Origin of the sequence: Hydrogenophaga sp. 2FB (assembly GCF_005503365.1) — a bacterium.
Classification (GTDB): domain Bacteria; phylum Pseudomonadota; class Gammaproteobacteria; order Burkholderiales; family Burkholderiaceae_C; genus Hydrogenophaga.
In genome coordinates, this window is sequence record NZ_SCML01000006.1 from 75,891 (window position 1) to 100,032 (window position 24,142).

At 63.7% G+C, this 24,142-nt stretch carries 25 protein-coding genes and 1 tRNA gene; 11 read left to right on the forward strand and 15 right to left on the reverse strand.

The genetic code is table 11. The features are described from left to right. Positions 1-7: 7 nt before the first annotated feature. Positions 8-325 carry a DciA family protein gene (locus tag FFS09_RS05440; protein ID WP_137917844.1) on the reverse strand — a complete coding sequence of 106 codons (318 nt, stop codon included), beginning with the start codon at positions 323-325 and terminating at the stop codon, positions 8-10. 56 nt (positions 326-381) lie between these two features. Here FFS09_RS05440 and FFS09_RS05445 point away from each other — a divergent pair, with 56 nt between their 5' ends. The 5 genes from FFS09_RS05445 to FFS09_RS05465 all read left to right on the forward strand — a co-directional run bounded on the left by FFS09_RS05445 (position 382) and on the right by FFS09_RS05465 (position 6,934). Beyond that, complete coding sequence (locus FFS09_RS05445) at positions 382-1,332, forward strand: M23 family metallopeptidase (protein ID WP_171019884.1); 951 nt, start codon at positions 382-384, stop codon at positions 1,330-1,332. A gap of 166 nt (positions 1,333-1,498) precedes the next feature. After that, on the forward strand, positions 1,499-4,258 hold the full coding sequence (gene secA / locus FFS09_RS05450) for a preprotein translocase subunit SecA (RefSeq protein ID WP_137917845.1): 2,760 nt from the start codon (positions 1,499-1,501) through the stop codon (positions 4,256-4,258). Positions 4,259-4,334: 76 nt separating this feature from the next. Continuing rightward, positions 4,335-5,582 (forward strand): bifunctional glutamate N-acetyltransferase/amino-acid acetyltransferase ArgJ, encoded by a 1,248-nt coding sequence (argJ, locus tag FFS09_RS05455; protein WP_137917846.1) that lies wholly within the window; start codon positions 4,335-4,337, stop codon positions 5,580-5,582. A gap of 9 nt (positions 5,583-5,591) precedes the next feature. Continuing rightward, entirely contained in the window at positions 5,592-6,470 is an 879-nt protein-coding gene (locus FFS09_RS05460) for an ATP-binding protein (RefSeq protein WP_137917847.1), read from the forward strand. Then, on the forward strand, positions 6,467-6,934 hold the full coding sequence (locus FFS09_RS05465; protein ID WP_137917848.1) for an NUDIX domain-containing protein: 468 nt from the start codon (positions 6,467-6,469) through the stop codon (positions 6,932-6,934). The genes FFS09_RS05460 and FFS09_RS05465 overlap by 4 nt, the downstream gene beginning before the upstream one ends. Before the next feature lie 9 nt (positions 6,935-6,943). On the opposite strand, the gene FFS09_RS05470 is transcribed toward FFS09_RS05465, so the two are convergent. From FFS09_RS05470 to FFS09_RS05505, 8 genes are all read right to left on the reverse strand, one after another. Then, on the reverse strand, positions 6,944-7,147 hold the full coding sequence (locus FFS09_RS05470) for a DNA gyrase inhibitor YacG (RefSeq protein ID WP_137917849.1): 204 nt from the start codon (positions 7,145-7,147) through the stop codon (positions 6,944-6,946). A gap of 11 nt (positions 7,148-7,158) precedes the next feature. Next, positions 7,159-7,914 carry a cell division protein ZapD gene (zapD, locus tag FFS09_RS05475; protein ID WP_137917850.1) on the reverse strand — a complete coding sequence of 252 codons (756 nt, stop codon included), beginning with the start codon at positions 7,912-7,914 and terminating at the stop codon, positions 7,159-7,161. A gap of 43 nt (positions 7,915-7,957) precedes the next feature. After that, entirely contained in the window at positions 7,958-8,572 is a 615-nt protein-coding gene (gene coaE, locus FFS09_RS05480; protein WP_137917851.1) for a dephospho-CoA kinase, read from the reverse strand. Beyond that, positions 8,569-9,429, reverse strand: a complete 861-nt coding sequence (locus FFS09_RS05485) for a prepilin peptidase (protein ID WP_137917852.1) — start codon at positions 9,427-9,429, stop codon at positions 8,569-8,571. Before FFS09_RS05485 ends, coaE begins: the two co-directional genes overlap by 4 nt. Continuing rightward, positions 9,429-10,646, reverse strand: a complete 1,218-nt coding sequence (locus FFS09_RS05490; RefSeq protein ID WP_137917853.1) for a type II secretion system F family protein — start codon at positions 10,644-10,646, stop codon at positions 9,429-9,431. The genes FFS09_RS05485 and FFS09_RS05490 overlap by 1 nt, the downstream gene beginning before the upstream one ends. A gap of 34 nt (positions 10,647-10,680) precedes the next feature. Next, positions 10,681-12,375 (reverse strand): type IV-A pilus assembly ATPase PilB, encoded by a 1,695-nt coding sequence (gene pilB / locus FFS09_RS05495; protein WP_502703719.1) that lies wholly within the window; start codon positions 12,373-12,375, stop codon positions 10,681-10,683. A gap of 197 nt (positions 12,376-12,572) precedes the next feature. Beyond that, positions 12,573-12,649: transfer RNA gene (locus tag FFS09_RS05500), tRNA-Pro, on the reverse strand. Between the two features lie 49 nt (positions 12,650-12,698). Beyond that, a complete protein-coding gene (locus FFS09_RS05505; protein WP_137917937.1) occupies positions 12,699-13,628 on the reverse strand; it encodes a polyprenyl synthetase family protein in 930 nt (309 codons plus the stop codon). A gap of 246 nt (positions 13,629-13,874) precedes the next feature. Between FFS09_RS05505 and rplU the strand changes: the two genes are divergently transcribed. The 4 genes from rplU to proB all read left to right on the forward strand — a co-directional run bounded on the left by rplU (position 13,875) and on the right by proB (position 16,853). Continuing rightward, positions 13,875-14,186, forward strand: coding sequence for a 50S ribosomal protein L21 (gene rplU / locus FFS09_RS05510; RefSeq protein WP_137917938.1), 312 nt, complete (start codon positions 13,875-13,877; stop codon positions 14,184-14,186). A 13-nt stretch (positions 14,187-14,199) separates the two neighbouring features. Further along, entirely contained in the window at positions 14,200-14,457 is a 258-nt protein-coding gene (gene rpmA, locus FFS09_RS05515; protein WP_137917855.1) for a 50S ribosomal protein L27, read from the forward strand. A gap of 136 nt (positions 14,458-14,593) precedes the next feature. Next, complete coding sequence (cgtA, locus tag FFS09_RS05520; RefSeq protein WP_137917856.1) at positions 14,594-15,667, forward strand: Obg family GTPase CgtA; 1,074 nt, start codon at positions 14,594-14,596, stop codon at positions 15,665-15,667. 46 nt (positions 15,668-15,713) lie between these two features. Next, positions 15,714-16,853 carry a glutamate 5-kinase gene (proB, locus tag FFS09_RS05525; protein ID WP_137917939.1) on the forward strand — a complete coding sequence of 380 codons (1,140 nt, stop codon included), beginning with the start codon at positions 15,714-15,716 and terminating at the stop codon, positions 16,851-16,853. 24 nt (positions 16,854-16,877) lie between these two features. Here proB and FFS09_RS05530 read toward each other — a convergent pair whose 3' ends face one another. Together FFS09_RS05530 and FFS09_RS05535 are read right to left on the reverse strand one after the other, a co-directional pair. Then, positions 16,878-17,411 carry a CNP1-like family protein gene (locus FFS09_RS05530; RefSeq protein ID WP_137917857.1) on the reverse strand — a complete coding sequence of 178 codons (534 nt, stop codon included), beginning with the start codon at positions 17,409-17,411 and terminating at the stop codon, positions 16,878-16,880. After that, positions 17,408-18,052 carry an RNA pyrophosphohydrolase gene (locus tag FFS09_RS05535; protein WP_137917858.1) on the reverse strand — a complete coding sequence of 215 codons (645 nt, stop codon included), beginning with the start codon at positions 18,050-18,052 and terminating at the stop codon, positions 17,408-17,410. The genes FFS09_RS05530 and FFS09_RS05535 overlap by 4 nt, the downstream gene beginning before the upstream one ends. A gap of 179 nt (positions 18,053-18,231) precedes the next feature. Between FFS09_RS05535 and FFS09_RS05540 the strand changes: the two genes are divergently transcribed. Next, positions 18,232-19,977 carry a proline--tRNA ligase gene (locus tag FFS09_RS05540; RefSeq protein ID WP_137917859.1) on the forward strand — a complete coding sequence of 582 codons (1,746 nt, stop codon included), beginning with the start codon at positions 18,232-18,234 and terminating at the stop codon, positions 19,975-19,977. Further along, a complete protein-coding gene (locus tag FFS09_RS05545) occupies positions 19,974-20,603 on the forward strand; it encodes a lytic transglycosylase domain-containing protein (protein ID WP_137917860.1) in 630 nt (209 codons plus the stop codon). Before FFS09_RS05540 ends, FFS09_RS05545 begins: the two co-directional genes overlap by 4 nt. A 21-nt stretch (positions 20,604-20,624) precedes the next feature. Here FFS09_RS05545 and FFS09_RS05550 read toward each other — a convergent pair whose 3' ends face one another. The 4 genes from FFS09_RS05550 to prfA all read right to left on the reverse strand — a co-directional run bounded on the left by FFS09_RS05550 (position 20,625) and on the right by prfA (position 24,126). After that, the gene (locus FFS09_RS05550; protein WP_137917861.1) at positions 20,625-21,629 is read right to left on the reverse strand and encodes an AAA family ATPase; all 1,005 of its coding nucleotides are present in this window, start codon (positions 21,627-21,629) and stop codon (positions 20,625-20,627) included. Between the two features lie 190 nt (positions 21,630-21,819). After that, complete coding sequence (gene grxD / locus FFS09_RS05555; RefSeq protein ID WP_137917862.1) at positions 21,820-22,146, reverse strand: Grx4 family monothiol glutaredoxin; 327 nt, start codon at positions 22,144-22,146, stop codon at positions 21,820-21,822. 52 nt (positions 22,147-22,198) lie between these two features. Further along, the gene (gene prmC / locus FFS09_RS05560; protein WP_137917863.1) at positions 22,199-23,041 is read right to left on the reverse strand and encodes a peptide chain release factor N(5)-glutamine methyltransferase; all 843 of its coding nucleotides are present in this window, start codon (positions 23,039-23,041) and stop codon (positions 22,199-22,201) included. Continuing rightward, positions 23,038-24,126, reverse strand: a complete 1,089-nt coding sequence (prfA, locus tag FFS09_RS05565) for a peptide chain release factor 1 (protein ID WP_137917864.1) — start codon at positions 24,124-24,126, stop codon at positions 23,038-23,040. The genes prmC and prfA overlap by 4 nt, the downstream gene beginning before the upstream one ends. Between the last annotated feature and the right edge of the window lie 16 nt (positions 24,127-24,142).

Sequence of the window (24,142 nt, forward strand, 5' to 3'; positions counted from 1 at the left end):
GGCGCGCTTATCGTCCCGATGTTTGGACTTTGATGCGGATTGCGGTAACCTGCGCACCCCTTTGGGTCAAAGCGAGCTGCAGCGCGGGCACCAACTGCCGCAGCTTGGTCGAGGCCGCAGCGCTGGCCACCAGCAGGCACCATTCCTGGTCCTGCAAAGGTCCAGGCCGAACATGCGCTCGCATGCCGGCAGGTATCAGGTGTTGAACCTGATCAAGGCACCACCGGGATTCACGGATTCGCTCCTGCAGCGCGGCGAGTGATGGCGCCGCTCCCACCGCTTGTTCCAGCGTGAACGTGTTGTGGGATTTGGGGGCGGCAGGCATACGTTGACGGCGAAGTCGTCCGGCGTGGCCGAACAGACTTGGAAAGGTAGAACACAGTGCACATCATTATCACGGACGCCTGGCTGGCCAAGAGCCGGGCCATGCACCTCAGCGGGTTCAAGCTGATGGGCGTCGGCGTACTGGCTTCGGTGTTGTTGATGCTGGGTGCGATCACCACCTATCACTGGGTGTTTCTGGAAGGCGTGCGGCGGAGCTGGCCGGGCTTTGCCCCGGTGGCCCGGCTTGTGCATCAGAACGAAGCCAGCTCCCAGAACGCTTATCTGCGCGCCAACCTGGACGCCATGGCCCGACGGCTCGGCGAAATGCAGGCGCGCATGGTGCAGATCGACTCGTTGGGTGAGCGCGTGGCGGGGCTGGCCGGCCTGAACCCGGCACAGTTCAAGGCGCCGCAGGGGTCGGGTGGCGCGCTGGTGGGTGGGCGTGATCTGAGCATGGAAGAGTTGATGGCCGCCCTGGATCAGATCGACCAAACCAGCGGCTCACGCGTCGATTGGCTGACGGTGGTGGAATCGCGCCTGTTCGATCAGAAGATCCAGCGCACCATGGTGCCGACCGAAAAGCCCGTGGCGAACACGCCGGTGGGTTCGCCGTTCGGCTTTCGCATCGATCCCATCACGGGCCGCTCCGCGTTGCACACCGGCCTGGACTTTCCGGCCGAGCCGGGCACGCCCATTCTGGCGGCCGCCGGCGGCGTCGTGGTGGTTCAGGAGTACCACGCGGCCTACGGCAACATGGTCGAAATCGACCATGGAAACGACCTCATCACCCGCTACGCACACAGCTCCAAGGTGCTGGTGAAGAAGGGCGACATTGTGAAGCGGGGTCAGAAAATCGCGGAAGTCGGGACCACCGGGCGGTCCACCGGGCCGCATTTGCATTTCGAGGTCTGGGTCGCGGGCGTGCCGCAGGACCCGGGTCGCTTCCTGGCCGCTGGCGAAAATCTGGCCTCGGCCAAGCAAGCCGCGCCGGCTTCCCGCAAGCCCTGAGCCGGCCTGGGCGCGGCGGGTAAAATGCGCGCTTTGCTCTTGAAAGCGTTGCACTCGACTGCACATCACGGGTTGCCCCCGTCTTTTGCTTCCGGGTTCACCAGAGCCCTCCAATCTACATTTGCTTGCCCGGAACCCACAGGGTGTCCGGCGCAGGCCCGCACGTATGGCCACTAACTTCCTCACCAAAATCTTTGGTAGCCGCAATGACCGTCTCCTGAAGACGTATCGCAAGACGGTGGAGCGCATCAATGGTCTGGAAGCGAAGTTTGAACAACTCAGTGACGACGACCTGAAGGCGCAGACCGCGGCGTTCAAGCAGCGCCTTGCGCAGGGCGAGACGCTCGACGCGCTGCTGCCCGAAGCCTTTGCGGTGGTGCGCGAGGCCAGCAAGCGCGTGATGAAGATGCGCCACTTCGACGTGCAGCTGGTCGGTGGCCTGGCGTTGCACCACGGCAAGGTGGCCGAGATGCGCACCGGCGAAGGCAAGACGCTGACCGCCACGCTGCCGGTGTATCTGAATGCGCTGACCGGCAAAGGCGTTCACGTGGTCACCGTCAACGACTACCTGGCGAGCCGCGACGCGCAGTGGATGGGCCGCCTTTACAACTTCCTCGGATTGAGCGTCGGCATCAACCTGCCCCAGGCGCCGCGCGAGGACAAGCAGGCTGCCTATGGCGCCGACATCACCTACGGCACCAACAACGAATACGGCTTCGACTACCTGCGCGACAACATGGTGTACGAGGCGGCCGACCGTGTGCAGCGCGGCCTGAACTACGCCATCGTCGACGAGGTCGACTCGATCCTGATCGACGAGGCCCGCACGCCGCTGATCATCAGCGGTCAGGCCGAAGACCAGACGCAGGTGTACGTCGCCATCAAGCAACTGGTGCCCCATTTGACGCGCCAGGAAGGCGAAGCGGACCCGCGCACGGGTGAGGGCGTGACCAAGCCCGGCGATTTCACGGTGGACGAGAAGTCGCATGCCGTTCACATGACCGAGCAGGGTCACGAGAACGCCGAGCGCCTGCTGAGCCAGGCCGGCCTGTTGCCCGATGGCGCTTCGCTGTACGACCCGGCCAACATTGCGCTGTTGCACCACCTGGTGACCTCGCTCAAGGCACACCATCTGTACCACCGCGACCAGCACTATGTGAACCAGAACGGCGAAATCGTGATCGTCGACGAGTTCACGGGCCGCCTGATGTCGGGCCGCCGCTGGAGCGATGGCCTGCACCAGGCCGTGGAGGCGAAAGAGGGTGTGGCAATCCAGCCGGAGAACCAGACACTGGCCTCCATCACCTTTCAGAACTACTTCCGCCTGTACAGCAAGCTCTCGGGCATGACGGGCACGGCCGACACCGAGGCGTACGAATTCCAGGAAATCTACGGTCTTGAGACGGTCGTGATTCCGCCCAACCGGCCGAGCAAGCGCGTCGACCAGCTGGACCGGGTCTACAAGACCACCAAAGAGAAGTACGTCGCGGCCATCGAAGACATTCGCGAGTGCCACGAGCGTGGGCAGCCGGTGCTGGTGGGCACGTCGTCGATCGAGAATTCCGAGATCATCGCGGGCCTGCTGCAGGCCGAGAACCTGCCGCACGAAGTGCTCAACGCCAAGCAGCACGCGCGTGAAGCCGACATCATCATCCAGGCGGGGCGCCCGGGCGCCATCACCATCGCCACCAACATGGCCGGTCGCGGCACCGACATCGTGCTCGGGGGCAACCTGGAGAAGATGGTCGATGCGGTGCAGCGCGACGAGGCGCTCGATGACGCGACCAAGGCCGCCCGAATCGAGGCGGTCCGCGCGCAATGGCAGCAGGACCACGAAAAGGTCAAGGCGTTGGGTGGCCTGCGCATCATCGCGACCGAGCGCCACGAATCGCGCCGTATCGACAACCAGTTGCGCGGTCGTTCGGGCCGCCAGGGCGACCCCGGTTCCTCGCGCTTCTACCTGAGCCTGGACGACTCGCTCATGCGCATCTTCGCGGGCGACCGCGTGCGCGCGATCATGGACCGCCTGAAGATGCCCGAGGGCGAGGCGATCGAGGCGGGCATCGTCACGCGCAGTATCGAGAGCGCGCAGCGCAAGGTGGAGGCGCGCAACTTCGACATCCGCAAGCAGCTGCTCGAGTACGACGACGTCTCCAACGACCAGCGCAAGGTGATCTACCAGCAGCGCAACGACATCCTGGACGCCACCTCGCTGCGCGCGCAAATCGACTCCCTGCGCGAGGGATGCTTCATGGACCTTGTGCACGAATACGTGCCCGAAGGCAGCGTGGAAGAACAGTGGGATCTGCCGTCGCTTGAGCGCGCGTTGCGCGAACAGTGGTCGGTGGAGGCGCCGGTCAACAGCTGGGTGTCGGACGCGGAATCCATCGACGTGGAAGAGATCGTCGAGCGCGTGCAGGCCGCCGCCAAAGCCGTGTTTGAGGGCAAGGTCGGGTTGGTGGGTGAAGAGAACTTCACCCAGTTCGAGCGTGTGGTGCTGCTGCAGACCATTGACAGCCAATGGCGCGATCACCTCTCGGCACTCGACTACCTGCGCCAGGGCATCCACCTGCGCGGCTACGCGCAGAAGCAGCCCAAGCAGGAATACAAACGCGAAGCCTTCATCCTGTTCGGACAGCTGCTGGACAGCGTGAAGAACGACGTCACCCGCACGCTGATGAATGTGCGTGTGCAGTCGGCCGAACAGATGACCGCGGCGGCCGAACAACTCGAAGAACGTGCCGAGCAGATCGCCAACGTCACCTACACCGCGCCGACCGAGACTGGCGAGGCGGAGACCATCGCGGATGCGGCCATCGCGGCCGCGGCCCGACCTGCGGGCGAGGTGCCGCGTGTCGGTCGAAACGATCCGTGCCCCTGCGGCAGCGGGAAAAAATACAAACACTGCCACGGCAAACTGGACTGACGGAGAGGCGCTGGCGCCGCATTGCAAAGAGGCCGCTGCCGCGCCGCCGTCAGGCATCATCATTCACGGAGTTCACATGCCTGTTCAACTCAACGCTCCTCTGGCCTCTGAACTGTTGCCGATCGCAGGCGTGCGCATCGGTGTGGTGCAGGCGGGCATTCGCAAGGCGAACCGCAAGGACCTCACGGTGTTTCTGCTGGACGACCATTGCGCCGTGGGTGCGGTGTTCACGCAGAACCGTTACGCCGCCGCGCCCGTGCAGGTGTGCCGTGACCACCTCGCCTCGGGGCAGTCGATCCGTGCCCTGGTGATCAACACCGGCAACGCCAATGCCGGCACCGGCGAACCCGGCCTTGCCAACGCGCGCCAGACTTGCACCGCGCTGGCCCGGTCGCTGGAACTGCACCACGAACAGGTGCTGCCATTCTCCACCGGCGTGATCATGGAGCCGCTGCCACTGGACCGGTTGCTCGCGGGTTTGCCGCAGGCGCTGGCCAACGCGGCGCAGTTGCAGACCGCGAGCGGCGAACAATGGCTGTCGGCCGCCGAAGGCATCATGACCACCGACACGCTGCCCAAGGCCTGCAGCCAGCGCTTCGAGCTTGACGGGCGCGCCATCAGCGCCACCGGCATCGCCAAAGGCGCGGGGATGATCCGACCCAACATGGCGACCATGCTGGGCTTTCTCGCCACCGACGCTGCGGTGGCGCCGGCATTGATGAATGCGCTGGCGCGCCGACTGGCCGATGCGTCGTTCAACCGCGTGACGGTGGACGGCGACACCAGCACCAACGACTCCTTCGTGGTGGTGGCCACAGGTCGTGCGGGCAACGCGCCCATCACCGATCTGGACAGCCAAGCGGGTCGTGTGCTGCTGACCGCGCTCACGACGGTGGCAAGGCAACTCGCGCACGCCATCGTGCGCGACGGCGAAGGCGCCACCAAGTTCATCACCATCCAGGTCGAAGGTGGGCGCACGGCGGCCGAGTGCTTGCAGGCTGCTTATGCCGTCGCGCACTCGCCGCTGGTGAAGACCGCGTTCTTCGCCAGCGATCCCAACCTGGGTCGCATCCTCGCGGCCGTCGGTTATGCGGGCATCGATGACCTTGATGTGAACACCATCGACCTGCACCTGGGCGATGTGCATGTGGTCAGCGCGGGCGGTCGGCACCCCGAGTACCGCGAAGAAGACGGTCAGCGCGTGATGAAGCAGGCGGAAATCCTGGTGCGCATCGGTCTGGGCCGCGGCACCGCTACCGAAACCGTGTGGACCTGCGACTTCAGCCACGAGTACGTGACCATCAACGCCGACTACCGCTCTTGAGCGCTTGACATGAACGAGCACTTCGAACGGCTGCTGCAACGCGCCGAGCAACTCATCGATCGCATTGAAGCGGTGCTGCCACAACCCATGTCCGCACCGGACTGGTCCACGGCGGTGGCCTGGCGCTACCGCAAGCGCAGCAGTGGCCATGGCGCGCTGGAGCCTGTGCGCCACGTGGGCGCCATGCGCCTGGGTGACTTGCAGGAGATCGATGGGCAGAAGGAAAAGATTCAGCGCAATACGCTGCAGTTTGTTCAAGGGCTGCCGGCCAACAACGTGCTGTTGACGGGCGCGCGCGGCACCGGGAAGTCCTCACTGGTGCGGGCCTGTCTCAACGAATACGCGCCGCAGGGTTTGCGCCTGATCGAGGTGGACAAGTCCGATCTGGTCGATCTGCCCGACATCGTGGAGGTGGTCGCCGATCGGCCCGAGCGCTTCATCGTCTTCTGCGATGACCTCAGCTTCGAAGACGGAGAGCCGGGCTACAAGGCGCTCAAATCGATCCTGGATGGTTCGGTGTCGGCCGCGAGCCCGAACGTGCTGATCTACGCCACCAGCAACCGCCGCCATCTGTTGCCCGAGTACATGAAGGAAAACCTCACCTACACGCACACCGCAGACGGCGAAGTGCATCCCGGTGAAGTGATCGAGGAAAAAATCTCGCTCTCGGAGCGCTTCGGTCTTTGGGTGAGCTTCTACCCCTTCAGTCAGGACGAGTACCTCACGATCGTGGCGCAATGGCTGTCTGCGTTGGGTGTGCCAGTGCCAGACATCGAGAATGCACGGCCGCAGGCCCTGGTCTGGGCGCTGGAGCGGGGTTCGCGCAGTGGCCGCGTGGCCTACCAGTTTGCCCGTGACTACGCGGGCACCCACGCCAAGCCAGCATGAGCGCGTCCGCCGTATTGGTCGTCGATGCCGACGAGGACGCGCCCCGTCCCACGGATCGGCCGGTTGTCGATGTGGCGGTTGGCGTGCTCATCAACCCTGATGGCGCCTTCCTCCTGACCTCGCGTCCGCCGGGCAAGGTGTATGCCGGCTACTGGGAGTTTCCAGGCGGCAAGCTGGAGGCGGGAGAAACCGTCGAGCAAGCGCTGCGGCGCGAGCTGCAAGAGGAAATCGGCGTCACGATCGGTGCGGCGCCGATCTGGAAGGTGTCGCTCGTGGACTACCCGCATGGCCTGGTGCGGTTGCACTTCTGCAAGGTGCGCGACTGGACGGGTGAGATGCACATGCGCGAAGGGCAGCAGTTTGGCTGGCACACCCTGCCGGTAGCATGCGCCCCGGTGCTGGCCGGAACCGTGCCGGTGCTGGAATGGCTGGCGGCCGAGCAGACCGCCGGTCGCACGAGATAGGCTGCGACCTCAGCTCTGCTCGAAGCCGGGATCGCTCTGGCCTTCTTTTTCCGGCAGGCTGAACTCCTCGTTCGCCCAGGCGCCCAGATCCATCTGCTTGCAGCGTTCGCTGCAGAACGGGCGGTACACATTGCTGGGCGCATAAACGCTCGGCCCGCCACATTGGGGGCAGCGGACCGTTCTGACGGGTGTGCTGGCGGCGCTGTCGCTCACGTCCGACCTCCTCAAGCGCAGAGCGTCAGTTCGAATGCGGCATCTTCCTGCGCGGGGTGCAGCCGGTCGTCTTCACCGTGGCGCATCAGGCGAACCGACAACATCAACCGGTTGCCGCTGATCTCGGGGATGAGGCCCGTCGACGGGTCGATGCGAAGGCGCAGCAAATGAAAGGTGCGGCCCTGGGGCAAGGTCAGCTGGAACTGCCCACCCGGCGCCACCACTTTTTGCGGCGAACCCGATTCGCGCAGCATCTTGAGCAATTGCACGATGGACTCGGCCAGCGGTGCCAGCGGCATCGACCAGCGGTGCAGGTCCGCGCGGCGTTCCTCGGCACCGTGGTGTTGCCAGTGGTAGTACGCAGGCAGGTCGAATTCGCAGGTGCCGCCGGGAATGCCGATGCGGCTGCGGATGCTCATCAACCAGTCGTTCTCGGTCAGCGCCTGGCCGGTCTTGCCGGTCATTTCGTTGAGTTGGGTGAAGCAACCGTCCAGTTTTTGAATGACATCTTCGAGCGCCTGCTCGGCAATCATGGGGTTGCCGCGGTAGCCGATGAGTTGCTGCTTGTGCCGATCCAGGTCCTTGAGCACGTCCGACTTCATGTCGGCCCGCGCCGCCACATCCATGATCTCGAAGATCGTCTGGATGGCGTAGTGGTGGTCCAGCGGATGGCTGCGCGGCACCAGTTCCACCATGCGGCGGAACAGCTGTTCAAGCCTCAGGTACGTGCGAATGCGTTCGTTGAGTGGGTAGTCGTACAGGATCACGGCAGCGGCAGATCGCAGGGCAGGGCGGCGGGGGATGTCTTCATCATAGCCCGAACTGCTTTGCCAGCGCGCTGGCGGCCTGCTCCAGGAGGCCGAGATCGTCCTCATCGTTGAAGACCACCAGGTCGGCGGCGGACAGTCGCGCGATGCGCGGGCTCTGGCTGCGCATCACCGATTCGATCGCCGCGACCTCCCAGCCATTGCGCGTCTGGACGCGGCGCACCTGCGTGGCTGGCGTGCAGTCGACCACCACCACGCGATCGAGCTGAGGGCGCCATCGTGGCGACTCGACCAGCAAAGGCACGTCGAACACCAGGCAAGCCGACCGTGATGCCATGGCCTGACGCCGAATTTCGGCCCCCACCAGCGGGTGCACGATGCGCTCCAGCGTCTGGCGCGCTTGCGGCACGGCGAAAACGTGATCGCGCATGCGCTGTCTGTCGAGTGCGCCGTCGGCCGCAATGAAGTCGGCTCCGAACGTCTGCGCAATGGCCGGCATTGCGCTGCCACCCGCTTCCGTGCTGCGGCGGGAGATGGCATCGGCGTCGATCACATCCGCGCCTTGTGCTTGCAGCAGGTGCGCCAGCGTGCTTTTGCCGCTGCCGATCCCGCCGGTGAGTCCCAGGCGGAACGCGGTGCGGTTGGTGGGCGGGTTCACAGGCCGATGGCCGCCAGGATGGCGGATGGCCCAAACACCATCGACGTCAGGCCCGCCAGCGCCAGGAACGGGCCAAAGGGCACATAGCCGCCCTCGCGCAGATGGCCCTTCAGTTTGATCGCAATGCCGATCACCGCGCCGATCAAGGACGCCATCAGGATCACCGGAATCAGGGCTTGCCAGCCAAACCAGGCCCCGAAGGCCGCGAAGAGCTTGAAGTCGCCGTAGCCCATGCCCTCCTTGCCCGTCACGATCTTGAAGGCCCAGTAGACCAGCCACAGCGACACGTAGCCCGCCACCGCGCCCCACAAGGCGTCGGGCAGAAGGGTGTCCGTGATGCGAAGGCCTGCGGCACACAATCCGGCCCAGAGCAAGGGCAGCGTGATGTCATCGGGCAAGAGGGTCGTGTCCCAGTCGATGCCGGCCAACGCCAGGACCGCAGCCGAGAAACCGCACCACGCCAAAGCCTCCCATCCCAGGCCGAAGTGCCAGCCGCACCAAGCGAACAGCGCCGCGGTAGCCAGTTCCACGGCGGGGTAGCGCCGGCTGATGGGCGCCGAGCACTGGCTGCACTTGCCCCGCAAGGCGAGGTAGCTGAACACGGGGATATTTTCGAACCAACGAATCTGATGCCCGCAGTGCGGGCAGCGCGAGCGGGGAAGCATCAGATTGAATGTTTCCGGTTCGGACGACGTTGACGCCGGTGTTTCATCCGAGGCCTGAAGCTCGGCACATTCGGCCTCCCAGCGCAATTCCATCATCTTGGGCAGCCGATGAATCACCACATTGAGAAAGCTGCCCACCATCAAGCCGAGCAAGCCCAGCAGCGCCGCTCCCGGCGCGCCCGCCTCGAGCATCAAACCACCTGGCCCAGCTTGAAGATGGGGAGGTACATCGACACCACGATGCCGCCGATGACCGTGCCCAACACCACGATGATGATGGGCTCCATCAGACTGGAGATGCCCGCCACCATGTCGTCGACCTCGGCTTCGTAGAAGTCGGCGGCCTTGCCCAGCATGTGGTCGATCGAGCCCGACTCCTCGCCGATCGCGCACATCTGCAGCACCATGGACGGGAAGACGTTGGCGTTCGTCATCGCGTTGGTCAGACTGGTGCCGGTGGACACCTCCTGCTGAATCTTTTCCGTCGCGATGGCGTAGACCGAATTGCCCGATGCGCCGCCGACCGAGTCGAGCGCTTCAACCAACGGAACGCCCGCGGCGAACATGGTGGCCAGGGTGCGGGTCCAACGCGCAATGACCGACTTTTCGATCAGCACACCAAAGATGGGCAGCTTGAGCAGCAGCCGGTCCATGAACTGTTGTACCTTCTCGTTGCGCTTCCACGCCTGCATGAAGAAATAAAGCCCGCCGCCAATACCGCCAAAGATCAACCACCAGTACTCGGTGAAGAACTCGCTCATCGCGATCACGAACAGCGTTGGGGCCGGGAGGTCGGCGCCGAAGGAGGTAAAGACTTCCTTGAACGAGGGGATCACGAAAATCATGATCACAGCCACGACCACAAAGGCCACGACGATCACGGCGATGGGGTACATCAAGGCCGACTTGATCTTGGATTTGAGTGCCTCGGTCTTCTCCATGTAGGTGGCCAGACGGTCCAGCAACTCTTCGAGAATACCGGCGGCCTCGCCCGCTTCCACCAGGTTGCAGTAGAGGCTGTCAAAGTACAGAGGGTGCCGGCGGAATGCCGCGCTCAGTGATGTGCCCGTCTCCACATCGGTGCGGATGTCATTGAGCAACTTGGTCACGTTCGGGTTCGGATTGCCTCGGCCCACGATGTCGAAGGCCTGCAACAACGGAACACCGGCTTTCATCATCGTGGCCAGCTGGCGCGTGAAGATAGCGATGTCCTTGGGTTTGATCCGCTTGCCCGAACTCATGCGGCGCTTTTTGATCTTGCTGGGCACAATGCCTTGCCGTCGCAGTGCCGCTTGCACCTGGTTTTCTCCGCCAGCTCGGGTTTCTCCGCGAACGGGCTTGCCATTGCGGTCCTTGCCTTCCCACTCGAATACGAAGTCCTTGACGTTCTTGGATACTGCGGTTGCCATGGTGTCCTCTAAAGCTGTTCTTGCCGCGACTGCATCATTCGTTGGTCACACTGAGCACTTCTTCCAGCGAGGTCATGCCCAGCTTGACCTTGAGAAGACCCGACTCGCGCAGCGTGCGAACCCCCTCCTTGCCAGCTTGCTGGGCAATATCCAGCGCACTTCCTCCGCGCAGGATGATGCGCTGGATTTCTTCTGAAATGGGCATCACCTGGTAGATGCCGACGCGGCCTTTGTAGCCGTTGTTGCACGCTGAGCAACCCACGGGTTTGTAGGGCGTCCAGGTGCCATCGAGATCCTCGGCTTTGAAGCCCGCATCCACCAAGGCCTTGCGTGGCACATCGAGGGGTGCCTTGCATGTGGCGCACAGGCGCCGCGCCAGGCGTTGTGCGGTGATCAGAATCACGCTGGATGCAATATTGAACGTGGGGATGCCCATGTTCATCATGCGTGTCAGTGTGGTGGGCGCGTCGTTCGTGTGAAGGGTCGACAGCACCATGTGGCCGGTTTGCGCGGCCTTGATCGAGATGTCCGCAGTTTCAAGATCGCGAATCTCACCCACCATGATCACGTCTGGATCCTGGCGCAGGAATGCCTTCAAGGCAGCGGCGAAAGTCAGCCCTGCTTTTTCGTTGACGTTGACTTGGTTGACCCCGGGCAAGTTGATTTCAGAAGGGTCTTCCGCTGTCGAGATGTTGATGCCTGGCTTGTTCAGAATGTTCAGGCAGGTGTAAAGCGACACGGTTTTGCCAGAGCCTGTGGGACCCGTCACCAGCACCATGCCATACGGCCGGCCGATGGCACTCATCAGCCGCTCCTTTTCCTCAGGCTCGTAGCCTAAGGCGTCAATGCCGACTTTGGCGCTGCTCGGGTCCAGGATCCGGATCACGATCTTTTCACCAAACAGGGTTGGCAAGGTGCTGACCCGGAAATCGATCACCCGATCAGGACCGATCTTGAGCTTCATCCGCCCATCTTGGGGTACGCGCTTCTCGGAGATATCCATGCGCGAGATCACCTTGATGCGGGACGCCAGCTTGTCCTTGATCGCGATCGGCGGCGATGCAATTTCACGCAGTTCGCCATCAACGCGAAAGCGGACGCGGTAGTTGTGCTCGTAGGGCTCAAAGTGCAAGTCCGATGCGCGCATGTTGAACGCATCGATCAACATCTTATGAAGGAACTTCACCACTGGCGCGTCGTCGACTTCGGAGGCCTTGTCGTTCGCGTCATTGACCGTCGTCTCGGCAGCCACCTCATCAAATTCGAAGTCGCCACCGATGATGTTGTCCATCGTGTCGTTGACGCTGGTGGTTTGTGTTTCCACCAGTTTGCTGAGCTTGTCGTACTCGGCAATCACCCAGTCGACGCCCATTTGGGTCGCGAACTTGATTTTTTCCGCGGCTTGTTGGTCTGCCGGATCCGCGGTGGCAACCATCAACCGGTTGTTGCGCTTGCTCAGGACGACGATGCGGTAGTCGGCGCAGATCTTGGGGTCGAGCAGACCATGAGGAAGGCGTTGAACGTCGATGGCGTCCAGATCCAGCAAAGGTGCCGCAAACGCCACGGACATCGTGTGAGCGAGATCCGAAGGGGAAACTGCGCCTGAGCCGGTCAGTTCCGCGATGAAACTGGTGCGGCCACTTTGCGCTTTGCGGTAGAGATCCTCAGCGGCCTTCTGGCCCAATTTTCCTGCCGACACCAGCGCGCGGCCCAGCCCGGGCAAGGCCATGGATGGAGTGTCTGGTGAGGCTGTTTCGATAGACGCCATAGGCCTGTAATCTATCGTAAATCAAGAACTTGCCCTTCGCAATTGAGGCAATTCGTATCGAAAATGCCGGCTCAACCGGATGCGGTCGTATCGGCGGTGCGAAATCGCGGTTGATCGGCACTACGCGAACATTGAACGTGCGCCGCGATACAGAAACTTGGTCGGGGTGAGAGGATTCGAACCTCCGGCCTCTACGTCCCGAACGTAGCGCTCTACCAGGCTAAGCTACACCCCGATGGACCGATTGGGTCGACCAAATGGCGGTTGAGAACCGCCCCGCCCGCCTAAGATCGCCGCTCAAGCAGGCCAGCCGCCAATTGTAGCAAAGCCTCGCTATAGGCATTCACAGGCAACTGCCTCGCTGCATCAATGGCGCGCTGGGCTTCGGCATGGGCGCTGGCTCTGGCCGCGTCGAGGGCGCCTGTTTGGAGAATGATGTCCCGGATCGCATCCAGGTGTGCAAGATCTCCCTGCTCGATCGCTTGTCGAATCAGTGTCTTCTGTGACTCGGTGCCGCTGCGCAAGGCGCAAATGATGGGCAATGTGACCTTGCCTTCCCGCAGATCATCTCCGAGGTTTTTGCCCAATTCGTCCGCGCTGCCTTCGTAGTCCAGCACGTCGTCAATCACCTGAAAGGCGGTGCCCAGGGCTTGTCCGTACTCGGCGCAAAGCGCCTCGGTCTGTGCATCCATTCCGGCCAAGATCGGCGCCAGCCGCGCACTGGCTTCGAACAGCTTGGCGGTCTTTGAACGAATGACACGCAGGTACGCAGCTTCATCAAGAGACGCGTCGCGCATGTTCATCAACTGCAGCACTTCGCCTTCCGCGATCACGTTGGTGGCGTCCGACAGAATCTGCATCACGCGCATGTCGTTGATGTCCACCATCATCTGGAACGCCCGTGAGTAAAGGAAATCGCCGACGAGCACGCTGGCAGCGTTGCCAAAGCGCTCGTTGGCGGTGGCTCGTCCGCGGCGCAGCGTGGATTCGTCCACCACATCGTCGTGGAGCAACGTGGCTGTGTGGATGAACTCGACCACCGCGGCAAGCGTGTAGCGCTTGGGGTCGTCGTTGCGAATCGCGCCGCTGACCAGGAGCAGCAGGGCCGGGCGCAGGCGCTTGCCTCCGGCTGAAATGATGTATTGGGCGACTTCTCGCACCAACGGCACTTCGGTGGTCAGGCGCTCGCTGATGACTTGGTCCACCCGCAACATATCGGACTGGATCAGCTCCAGGGGGCTGATAGTTTGAACAGTGGAGGTGGTCAAGATGGTGGGGGCGTTCGCGCGTCTCGGGTCGAAGGGTTGCGATTATAGAAAGGCGTGAAGACGGGGCTGACAACGGAAGGGGAGGCCTGCGGTTGCTGACTTGCTGCCATTGGTGGCGCATGCTACACTCGCGGGCTCGGCGGAATTTCGTCCTCCGGGCTTCCATTCGTGGAATTTTTTCAAGAGGTTCATATGTACGCGGTCATAAAAACCGGTGGCAAACAGTATCGTGTTGCTGCTGGCGAAAAAATTAAAGTAGAACAGATTGCTGCGGATGTGGGCCAAGAGATCGTGTTTGACCAGGTTCTGGCTGTCGGCAACGGCACCGAAATCAAGGTAGGCACTCCCTTGGTTTCCGGCGCAACGGTCACGGTCACGGTGTTGGCCCATGGCAGGCACGACAAGGTCAGCATCTTCAAGATGCGCCGTCGCAAGCACTACCAGAAGCGCCAAGGGCATCGTCAAAATTTCACCGAACTGCAGATCGCTTCGATCGCAGCCTGAGGAGTAGGTCAGCATGGCACAGAAAAAAGGCGGCGGCTCAACGCGAAACGGGCGCGATTCCAAGCCCAAGATGCTCGGCGTGAAGGCGTTTGGCGGCGAGTTGGTCAGCGCAGGCTCGATCATCGTTCGCCAACGCGGCACCAAGTTTCACCCCGGTTTGAACGTGGGCGTGGGCAAGGACCACACCATTTTTGCAACGGTCGATGGTCACGTGACGTTCGCTGTCAAAGGCTCACTGAACCGTCACACCATCAGCATCACGCCCGTCTGAACGGGGGCTCATTGCTGCTGGATCGAAGAATCCATGCGGCGCAATGAGCCAGAGTGGTGTTTGAATGCAGAAGGCCCGCCTGTGCGGGCTTTTTGTTTGGCTATTCTTTGTTGAAACTTTTGCTGGAAGAAACGCCATGAAATTTGTGGACGAAGCCACGATTGATGTTGCCGCGGGCGACGGTGGCAACGGCTGCGCGTCGTTCCGGCATGAGAAGTACAAGGAATTTGGCGGCCCAGACGGCGGTGACGGCGGCCGTGGAGGCCATGTCTTTGCGGTGGCGGACGCCAGCCTGAACACCCTCGTCGACTTTCGCTTCACCCGTCGCTTCGAAGCTCGCCGCGGTGAGCATGGCAAAGGCTCGGACATGTTTGGCGTCAAGGGCGACGACATCGTGCTCAAGATGCCGGTGGGCACCATCATCGCGGACGCTGAAACCGGCGAGGTGTTGCATGAGCTGCTGCAGCCTGGCCAGCAGATCACCATCGCCAAGGGCGGCGACGGTGGCTTTGGCAACATGCATTACAAGAGCTCGACCAATCGCGCGCCGCGTCAGAAAACACCGGGCTGGCCGGGTGAGAGCCGCACGCTCAAGCTGGAACTCAAGGTGCTGGCCGACGTGGGGCTGCTGGGCATGCCCAACGCCGGCAAGTCGACGCTGATTGCCGCCATTTCCAATGCGCGCCCCAAGATCGCTGACTATCCCTTCACCACGCTGCACCCCAACCTCGGTGTGGTCCGCGTCGGACCGGAGAAGAGTTTTGTCGTGGCCGACGTGCCAGGATTGATCGAGGGTGCCTCGGAGGGAGCGGGCTTGGGGCACCAGTTTCTGCGCCACTTGCAGCGCACCCGCTTGTTGCTGCACATGGTGGATGTGGCGCCGTTTGACGACGGTGTCGACCCCGTGGCGCAGGCCAAGGCCATCGTGGGCGAGCTCAAGAAGTTTGATCAGAAACTGTACGACAAGCCGCGTTGGCTGGTGCTCAACAAGCTCGACATGGTGCCGGCCGACGAGCGCGAGGCTCGGGTCAAGGACATCGTGAAGCGCTTGAAGTACAAAGGCCCTGTCTTTGAGATATCCGCTCTCACGCGCGAGGGCTGCGAATTTCTGGTGCAGAAGATATACCAGCACATCGCGCAGGTGCACCAGTCGCAGCAGGCACCGGTGGACGTGGATCCGCGCTTCGCAGGTGACCCCGACATTCACTGACCCAAGACTTTCCATGGACACCGTGCACCTTGACGAATCGTTGAACATGTCCGGCACGACCCCGGTCGCTGTGCTCAAGACGGCGCGGCGCATTGTGGTCAAGGTGGGCTCCAGTCTCGTGACCAACGACGGGCGCGGCCTGGACGAAGAGGCCATCGGGCAATGGAGTCGACAGCTGGCGGCCCTGGTGCAACAAGGGCGCGAGGTCATCATGGTCAGCAGCGGCGCGGTGGCCGAGGGCATGAAGCGGCTCGGCTGGAAGGTTCGACCCAAGGAGATCAACGAACTCCAGGCTGCGGCCGCGGTGGGGCAAATGGGCCTGGTGCAGATGTACGAGACCAAGCTCCGCGGTTGTGGGGTGGGCAGTGCCCAGGTGCTGTTGACGCACGCGGATCTGGCCGATCGCGAGCGTTACCTGAACGCCCGCTCGACCTTGCTGACCTTGCTGCAGTTGGGTGTGGTGCCGGTGATCAACGAGAACGACACCGTGGTCAACGACGAAATCAAATTCGGTGACAACGACACGCTGGGTGCGCTGGTGGCCAATCTGGTGGAGGCGGACGTGCTGGTGATCCTCACGGATCAGCGCGGCCTCTACACCGCCGATCCGCGGCGCGACCCATCGGCGCAGTTTGTACAGGCGGCACGTGCTGGGGATGCGCGTCTGGAGGCCATGGCCGGCGGCGCGGGCAGTGGCATTGGCAAGGGCGGCATGATCACCAAGATCCTGGCCGCCAAGCGTGCTGCGGGTTCCGGTGCGTCGACCGTGATTGCCTGGGGTCGTGAGCCGGACGTGCTGCTGCGACTCGCCGAAGGCGAGGCCATTGGCACATGCCTGGTGGCCCAGACGCCGAAGAACCAGGCCCGCAAGCGCTGGATTTCGGACCACTTGCAGTTGCGCGGCGCTGTGGTGGTGGACGACGGCGCGGTGGGCAAGATCGTGGGCGAGGGCAAGAGCCTGCTGCCCATCGGCATGACCGGTGTCGAGGGCGAGTTTTCCCGGGGCGACGTGATCGCGGTGCGCGATGCGCGGGGCGTCGAAGTGGCGCGCGGCCTGGCCAACTATGCGAGCAGCGAAGCCCGGCTCATTTGCCGCAGGTCATCCGGTGACTTCGAGCGCCTGCTGGGCTACGTGGCCGAGCACGAAATGATCCACCGCGACAACCTGGTGCTTGCGCGGGCTTAAGCAGCCCCACGAACCCTAGCTCCGCTAGTGGATGTCTTTGGGGCGTCCGTTCTTCAGCGTGCGCAGGATGTTCTGGGCATGGCCATTCACGGTTCGGCCGTCGCAAATGCCCGCGCGGGCCAGCGCCATGGCCGGCTGGGTGAATCCTCGGGACGAGAGTCTCTGCCAACTGTCCTTGGAATCCGTGTTCCAGCTGGCCTTGTTGTCCCAGCGCCCATAGGTTTTGACTTCCCCCGTTTGGCAGCGCAGGCCTTGGTACAAGGCGTTGAGAGCGCCGCTGCCGCTGCGCGCCACAAGCACGTACCGCACCACGCCGTCTGCTCCCACGGTCAAGGTGTTGGGGTCAATGCCGTAGGTCAACGAAGTGCCTTGACCCACGTCGAAGGTCTGCAGCTTGTCGACGCTGAATGTTGCCGGTGGACTTACCTGGGCTTCCGTCCAGGTTTCGGCGTCCGGATCTTCGGTTTGCGCCTGCGTGCCCCAGCTCAGGCAGAGGGAACAGATCGTGGCGCTGACGATGAGAAGGCGGCGCGGGAGTCGGCAAAAGGCGAGGGTCATTTGGGCTGGGGCTGCGCAGCGTGTGTGCTGCGTTGCGGATCGGGATCGAAGCTCGCGCCGGGTGGCAGTTCGAGACCTCGCGGATTGTCGGTGTGTGTCGAGTGTGCGTCCGCACCCTCGTCATGGCGGTGGCGTGCGCCCCCACGCAGATAGCGGTTGCGGTGATCGTTCTTGGGCAGGTAGCGGGCCAGCTCGGTGAGCGCCATTTCGTAGACGCCACGCTTGAACTCCACGACGACGTCCAGCGGCACCCAGTAGTCGTGCCAGCGCCAGGCGTCAAACTCCGGATGGCTGGTGGCGCGCAGGTTCAGGTTCCAGTCGTGTGCCACGAGACGCAGCAGGTACCAGATCTGTTTTTGACCTTTGTAGTGGCCGCGCGCGTCGCGGCGAATGAAGCGGTCCGGCACCTCGTAACGCAACCAGTCCCGCGTGCGGGCCACGATGCTCACGTGTTCGGGCATGAGGCCCACTTCCTCATGCAGTTCGCGGTACATCGCCTGCTCAGGTGTCTCGCCCCTGTCGATGCCACCTTGCGGAAATTGCCAGGAGTGCGAGCGGATGCGTTTGCCCCAGAACACCTGGTTTCGCTGGTTGAGCAGAATGATGCCGACATTGGGCCTGAAGCCTTCTCTGTCAAGCATAATCAACCCCAAATTTTTAAACTGTGTTCATTATGCATCGCGCCGCGCGAGTTGCGAAGTGATCACACACCTGTTGCACCCCTGGGCACAGGAGGCGCACTCCAGCATCTGGAATACGCTGTTCTCCGGGTCCCAACATCGTTCTCTCCACCTGCCCAACGGCAGAACCCAGCTCGCCCATGAAAGCCTCTCAGTTCCTGATTTCCACCCTCAAGGAAGCGCCGGCCGACGCAGAAGTCGTCAGCCACCAACTCATGACGCGCGCCGGCATGATCAAGAAGCTGGGCGCCGGCATCTACAGCTACATGCCGATGGGTTTGCGCGTGGTTCGCAAGGTCGAAGCGATCGTTCGGCAGGAAATGAACCGCGCGGGCGCGGTGGAGTTGCTGATGCCGGTGGTGCAGCCCGCCGAGTTCTGGCAGGAGACGGGGCGCTGGGACAAGATGGGCCCGGAACTCATGCGCGTGAAAGACCGGCACGAGCGCGATTTCATCATCCAGCCGACCAGCGAAGAGGTGGTGACCGACATCGCCCGGCAAGAGCTGCGCAGCTACAAACAACTGCCGCGCAACCTGTACCACATTCAAACGAAGTTCCGCGACGAGCGCCGGCCGCGCTTCGGTGTGATGCGCAGCCGCGAATTCATCATGAAGGACGCGTACAGCTTCGACCGTGACCTCGATGGCGCCAAGGCGAGTTACCAGGCGATGGCCGTGGCCTACCGCCGCATCTTCGACCGCTTCGGCTTGCGCTACCGTGCCGTGGCAGCCGACAGCGGTGCCATCGGCGGTGACTTGAGCGAGGAATTCCAGGTGATCGCGGCGACCGGCGAAGACGCCATCGTGTACTGCCCGAACAGCGACTACGCGGCCAACATCGAAAAGGCCGAGGCGCTGGCGCCCGCGGGCCCACGTCCGGGGGCGTCCAACCCGATGGTGAACACGCCCACGCCGGGCAAGAGCACGTGTGCGGACGTGGCGGCGTTTCTGGGAGTGCCACTGGCCACCACGGTGAAGTCGCTGGTGCTGGCGACGGACGAACTCAACGAGGCCGGCGAAATCGTCAAAAGCCAGGTCTGGCTGCTGCTGCTGCGTGGCGACCACGACATGAATGAGGTCAAGGCGGGGAAGGTGCCCGGCCTGGACAACGGCTTCCGCTTTGCGACCATGCCGGAAATCCTGGCGCACTTTGGCACCAAGCCGGGTTATCTGGGCCCGGTCGGCCTGAAGCAGCCCGTGAAGATCGTGGCCGACCGCGAAGTGGCGGTGATGGCCGACTGGATTTGTGGCGCGAACGAAGAGGACGCCCACTTGACCGGCGTGAACTGGGGGCGCGACCTGCCAGAGCCGGATGCGGTGGCCGATCTGCGCAACATCGTCGAAGGCGATGCCTCGCCCGACGGCAAGGGCACGCTCGCGATCGAGCGCGGCATTGAAGTTGGTCACATCTTCGTGTTGGGCACCAAATACAGCAAGGCGATGAACGCGACCTTCCTGGACGAAGGTGGCAAGCCGCAATTCCTGGAGATGGGCTGCTACGGCATCGGCATCACGCGCCTGCCGGCCGCGGCGATCGAGCAGAACCACGACGAGCGCGGGATCATCTGGCCGGACGCGCTCGCGCCGTTCACCGTGGTGGTGTGTCCGATCGGCATGGACCGCAGTCCCGAGGTGAAGGCCGCTGCCGAACAGCTGTATGCCGATCTGATGGCCGCCGGCGTGGACGTGATCCTGGACGACCGGGGCGAGCGCCCGGGTGCGATGTTTGCCGACTGGGAGCTGATCGGCGTGCCGCACCGCGTGACCATTGGCGACCGTGGCCTCAAGGCCGGGCAGGTGGAGTACCAGCACCGCCGCGATGCCGCCGCCACGCCCGTCGCGGTGGGCGAAGTGCTGGCCCTGCTGAAGGGCAAGCTCGGCGCATGAGGCCGACGGCCTGGTCGCGCCGCGACTGCCTGCTGGCCGCAGGCACGCTGGGGCTGGGCTGTTGGCCCCCGATGGCGCATGCGGGGGGCCAACTGGAAGAGCCGTTGGCCGATTCGGTGCGCGGCGCCCTGAGCGCGGCGATTGCCAACAGCGCGCCGCCCGTGCCCGAGTTCGGCGATTTTCAGAAGCGCCTGGCCTATTTGCGCTGGCTGGGTGCGAGCAGCGACCGCTTGCACAAGCGCAAGCCCGATCTGCAGACGCGCATCGAATTCCTGCAGACCATCTGGTACGAAACCCGGCGTGCGGGGCTGGACACCACGCTGGTGCTCGGCCTGGTGCAGGTCGAGAGCGCGTTTCGCAAGTTCGCCATCTCGCGCGTGGGCGCGCGGGGCTACATGCAGATCATGCCGTTCTGGTCGCGCCTGATTGGTGACGGCGACCCGAGCCGCTTGTTCAACATGCAGACCAACCTGCGCTTTGGTTGCGTGATCCTGCGCCACTACCTCGACCGCGAACGCGGCGACACCTTTCTGGCGCTGGGCCGTTACAACGGCAGCCGTGGCAAGGCCGAGTACCCGAACGCGGTCTACGCGGCCGCCAAAAACTGGATCCACGCCGACGCTTGAGGGCCGGCGGGGCGCGCGGCGCTACTGCAGGAAACCGATGCGGCTCTTCCCGGCACCTGCCCGCGGCAGGTCATCGGGTTCGATGCGGTAGCGGTTGTCCAGCCGCGCATTGCCGAAGGCCGTGACCAGCGCGCGCCGCATCTCGCGGGGCGCCAGTGCGGCCAGCAAGTCGAGCACATCGGCGGGCGGTTCGGGCTCGAAACGTTGCCCCCAGTCATGCTCGCCCAGGATGCCGCGGTAGAGGTGCGCCGCGATCTTGCGCGCAGCCCCGGGCGAGGGCGCTGCGATCTCGTAGACGTTCATGCGGTTCATGATCGGCTCGGGAATGCTGCGTTCGTCGTTGGCGGTGGTGACCCAGATCACCTGGCTCGCATCGATCGGCACCTCGGCGAACTCGTCGACGAAGCTCTGCGCCGTGTCGTGCTCGAGCAGGCTGTAGAGCGCGCCCAGCGGGTCGTACTGCGCATCGGCGCTGGCCTTGTCGATCTCGTCGATCACGATCACCGGGTTGGCGTACTGGCCATCGACCAGCGCCTCGAACACCTTGCCCGGCTTGGCGCCTTTCCATTGGGACGAGGAGCCTGAGAGCAGCCAGCCCGCGGTCATGGAACTCATGGGCACCAGGCTCATGCTGGTGCCCAGCAGGTCGGCGAGCTGGCGCGCGAAGTGGGTCTTGCCCACACCGGGCGGGCCGAGCAACAGAATGGGCGTGACTTCCAGGCTGTCGCGGCTGTCCTGGCTGAGCGCGACGTGGCGCTTCACGTCGTCGAGCACATCACCAAAGTTGGGCAGCAGGTCGTAGAGCGAGGCCATGTCGGGCACGCCGGAGGGCTTGACCGCGAAACGTTGAGGGCCCCGTTCGAGCATGCGTTGCCAGGTATTGCGCAGACTTTCGTAGTCGCGCTCGTTGCCGCTGGCTTGCAGATGGGCCAGCTTGCGCTCGACATCGTCGGCGCAAAACACGCTGCGCATCTGGGCGATGGGCAGACCGAGGGAGGTTGAAGCGACCAGGCTGCGTGAGCTCATGCGGTTCTCCTTGGGTTTGCGACGATTTCATTCAAGCACAAGACGTGCCTGAGCGCCAAACCAAAAAGCAACACGAAATGACCGCAGATGGAAAGATCCATCGGCGTCGTGCGAAAAGACGCGAAACCGTACGCACCGCGCAGAAAGCACAAAGCCACCCGAAGGTGGCTCTGCAGGGAGAAAAACGGGGTCAGGCTTCGCCGTTGATGACCTGTTGCAGTTCGCCCGACTGGTACATCTCCATCATGATGTCCGAGCCGCCAATGAACTCGCCCTTGACGTACAGCTGCGGGATGGTGGGCCACTGGCTGTATTCCTTGATGCCCTGGCGGATGCCGTCGTCTTCGAGCACGTTGACGGTGGTCAGCGTGCGCGGCTCGACGCCGCAGGCCTTGAGGATCTGGATCGCGCGGCCGGAGAAGCCGCACATGGGGAAACTCGCGCTGCCTTTCATGAACAACACGATGTCGTGGGATTTGACCAGCTGGTCGATTCGGGTTTGTGCGTCGTCGCTCATGGCTGAAAGTCCTTCTGCGGAACAGGTCTGGTCGACCCGGAAACGGCCCACATTATCGCGCTTGTGGCCACTGGCCGCCGCTGCAGCGGGCAATGCCCGCGAGGTCGTCGCGACTGCCGACGTGTTCGAATCCGGCGGCCTGAAGCAGGGCACAGACCGCCACCGCCTGGTCGTGGCCATGTTCGAGCAGCAGCCAGCCGCCCGGTTGCAAGGCCTCGGGCGCGTTGGCGACGATGGCGCGCAGATCGTCCAGGCCGTCGGCGCCTGCGGTGAGGGCCGAGCGGGGTTCGTGCCCGAGCGCGGCCATGTGCGGGTCGGCGTCGGCGATATAGGGCGGGTTGCTGGCGATGAGGTCGAAGCGCTGGCCCGGCACGGCTGCCAGCCAGGCGCCGGCATGGAAGCTCACGGTCAGGCCCAACCGTTGGGCATTCGCTTGCGCCACCTGCAGGGCGTCGTCGCTGGCGTCGGTGGCGAACACGGCGGCCGCTGGGCGTTCGGCCTTGATGGCCAGCGCGATCGCGCCGCTGCCGGTGCCCAGATCGAGCACGCGGGCGGGCTGTGGCATTTGATCCAGTTGCTCGATCGTCCACGTCACCAGCGTTTCGGTGTCGGGGCGCGGCACGAGCACGCGGGCGTCGACCTGGAGCGTGAGGCCGAAGAACTCCTGGTCGCCGCGCAGGTAGGCCATGGGCTCGCCGCGTTGGCGGCGTTGCGCCAGATCGCTCAGGCGTTGAGCGGCATCGGCGGTCAATGTGTCGGCATCGTGTGCCATCAGCCAGGCGCGATCGTACGGACTGTGCTGCAACGCCAGCAACAACAGCATGTGCGCGTCGGTGCGGTCTATGCCGTCGCGCTGCAGTTGCGCGAGGGCGTCACGCAGAGAGGTGGACGTCATGCGCCGTTGCGCTGTTCGAGCTCGGCCAGCAGCTCGGTGCCGCGCGCCACCTGCAGCGCATGGATCATTTCGTCCAGATCACCCTCCATCACCTGCAGCACTTTGTAGAGCGTGAGGTTGATGCGGTGGTCGGTGATGCGGCCTTGCGGGAAGTTGTAGGTGCGGATGCGGTCGCTGCGGTCGCCGCTGCCGATCAGTCCCTTGCGCGTCGCGGCTTCTGCCGCGGCGCGTTCGCTGCGGTCTTTCTCCTGCAGGCGCGCGGTGAGCACTTGCAGTGCCTTGGCCTTGTTGCTGTGCTGCGAGCGGCCATCCTGGCATTCGGCGGTGATGCCGGTGGGCAGGTGGGTCACGCGCACGGCGGAGTCGGTCTTGTTGATGTGCTGGCCGCCCGCGCCGCTGGCGCGGTAGGTGTCGATGCGCAGTTCGCTCGGGTTGAGCTGCACCGCCTGGGTTTCGTCGGGCTCGGGCATTACGGCGACGGTGGCGGCGCTGGTGTGGATGCGGCCCTGGGTTTCGGTGGCGGGCACGCGCTGCACGCGGTGGCCGCCGGACTCGAAACGAAGCCGCCCATACGCGCCGGGGCCGGCCACGCGGAGCACCACTTCCTTGTAGCCACCGAGTTCGCTGGGCGATTCGCTCACGGTCTCCACCTGCCAGCGCTGCTTTTCCGCGTAGCGCGTGTACAGGCGCGCGAGGTCGCCGGCGAACAGGGCCGATTCGTCGCCGCCCGTGCCGGCGCGAATTTCCACGAACGCGTTGCGCTCGTCGTCCGGGTCCTTGGGCAGCAGGAGTTGCTGCAGTTCGGTGTCGAGCTGTTCCATGTCGGCCTCGGCGGCGTGGATTTCCTCCTGCGCCATGTCGGCCATGTCCGGGTCGCTCAACAACTCCTTGGCCGAACTCAGATCGGCCTCGCGCTGCAGGTAGCAGTTGAACACCTCGACGATGGACGATGCCTCGGCGTGCTCGCGGCTGAGCGCGCGAAAGCGGTCCATCTGGTCGACCACGTCGGGCGCGGACAAGAGGGCATCGAGCTCGTGCAGGCGGGCTCGCTGGCGCAGCAGGGTGTCACGGACGAAGGGTTTCATAGGGGATCAACGGCCC

What these genes read in the sequence shown, in the direction of transcription:
- FFS09_RS05440 (WP_137917844.1), bottom strand. Translation starts at nt 325, where the DNA reads ATGCCTGCCGCCCCCAAATCCCACAACACGTTCACGCTGGAACAAGCG.
- secA (WP_137917845.1), top strand. Translation starts at nt 1,499, where the DNA reads ATGGCCACTAACTTCCTCACCAAAATCTTTGGTAGCCGCAATGACCGT.
- argJ (WP_137917846.1), top strand. Translation starts at nt 4,335, where the DNA reads ATGCCTGTTCAACTCAACGCTCCTCTGGCCTCTGAACTGTTGCCGATC.
- FFS09_RS05460 (WP_137917847.1), top strand. Translation starts at nt 5,592, where the DNA reads ATGAACGAGCACTTCGAACGGCTGCTGCAACGCGCCGAGCAACTCATC.
- FFS09_RS05465 (WP_137917848.1), top strand. Translation starts at nt 6,467, where the DNA reads ATGAGCGCGTCCGCCGTATTGGTCGTCGATGCCGACGAGGACGCGCCC.
- FFS09_RS05485 (WP_137917852.1), bottom strand. Translation starts at nt 9,429, where the DNA reads ATGCTCGAGGCGGGCGCGCCGGGAGCGGCGCTGCTGGGCTTGCTCGGC.
- FFS09_RS05490 (WP_137917853.1), bottom strand. Translation starts at nt 10,646, where the DNA reads ATGGCAACCGCAGTATCCAAGAACGTCAAGGACTTCGTATTCGAGTGG.
- pilB (WP_502703719.1), bottom strand. Translation starts at nt 12,375, where the DNA reads ATGGCCTTGCCCGGGCTGGGCCGCGCGCTGGTGTCGGCAGGAAAATTG.
- FFS09_RS05505 (WP_137917937.1), bottom strand. Translation starts at nt 13,628, where the DNA reads ATGTTGCGGGTGGACCAAGTCATCAGCGAGCGCCTGACCACCGAAGTG.
- rplU (WP_137917938.1), top strand. Translation starts at nt 13,875, where the DNA reads ATGTACGCGGTCATAAAAACCGGTGGCAAACAGTATCGTGTTGCTGCT.
- rpmA (WP_137917855.1), top strand. Translation starts at nt 14,200, where the DNA reads ATGGCACAGAAAAAAGGCGGCGGCTCAACGCGAAACGGGCGCGATTCC.
- cgtA (WP_137917856.1), top strand. Translation starts at nt 14,594, where the DNA reads ATGAAATTTGTGGACGAAGCCACGATTGATGTTGCCGCGGGCGACGGT.
- proB (WP_137917939.1), top strand. Translation starts at nt 15,714, where the DNA reads ATGTCCGGCACGACCCCGGTCGCTGTGCTCAAGACGGCGCGGCGCATT.
- FFS09_RS05530 (WP_137917857.1), bottom strand. Translation starts at nt 17,411, where the DNA reads ATGACCCTCGCCTTTTGCCGACTCCCGCGCCGCCTTCTCATCGTCAGC.
- FFS09_RS05535 (WP_137917858.1), bottom strand. Translation starts at nt 18,052, where the DNA reads ATGCTTGACAGAGAAGGCTTCAGGCCCAATGTCGGCATCATTCTGCTC.
- FFS09_RS05540 (WP_137917859.1), top strand. Translation starts at nt 18,232, where the DNA reads ATGAAAGCCTCTCAGTTCCTGATTTCCACCCTCAAGGAAGCGCCGGCC.
- FFS09_RS05545 (WP_137917860.1), top strand. Translation starts at nt 19,974, where the DNA reads ATGAGGCCGACGGCCTGGTCGCGCCGCGACTGCCTGCTGGCCGCAGGC.
- FFS09_RS05550 (WP_137917861.1), bottom strand. Translation starts at nt 21,629, where the DNA reads ATGAGCTCACGCAGCCTGGTCGCTTCAACCTCCCTCGGTCTGCCCATC.
- grxD (WP_137917862.1), bottom strand. Translation starts at nt 22,146, where the DNA reads ATGAGCGACGACGCACAAACCCGAATCGACCAGCTGGTCAAATCCCAC.
- prmC (WP_137917863.1), bottom strand. Translation starts at nt 23,041, where the DNA reads ATGACGTCCACCTCTCTGCGTGACGCCCTCGCGCAACTGCAGCGCGAC.
- prfA (WP_137917864.1), bottom strand. Translation starts at nt 24,126, where the DNA reads ATGAAACCCTTCGTCCGTGACACCCTGCTGCGCCAGCGAGCCCGCCTG.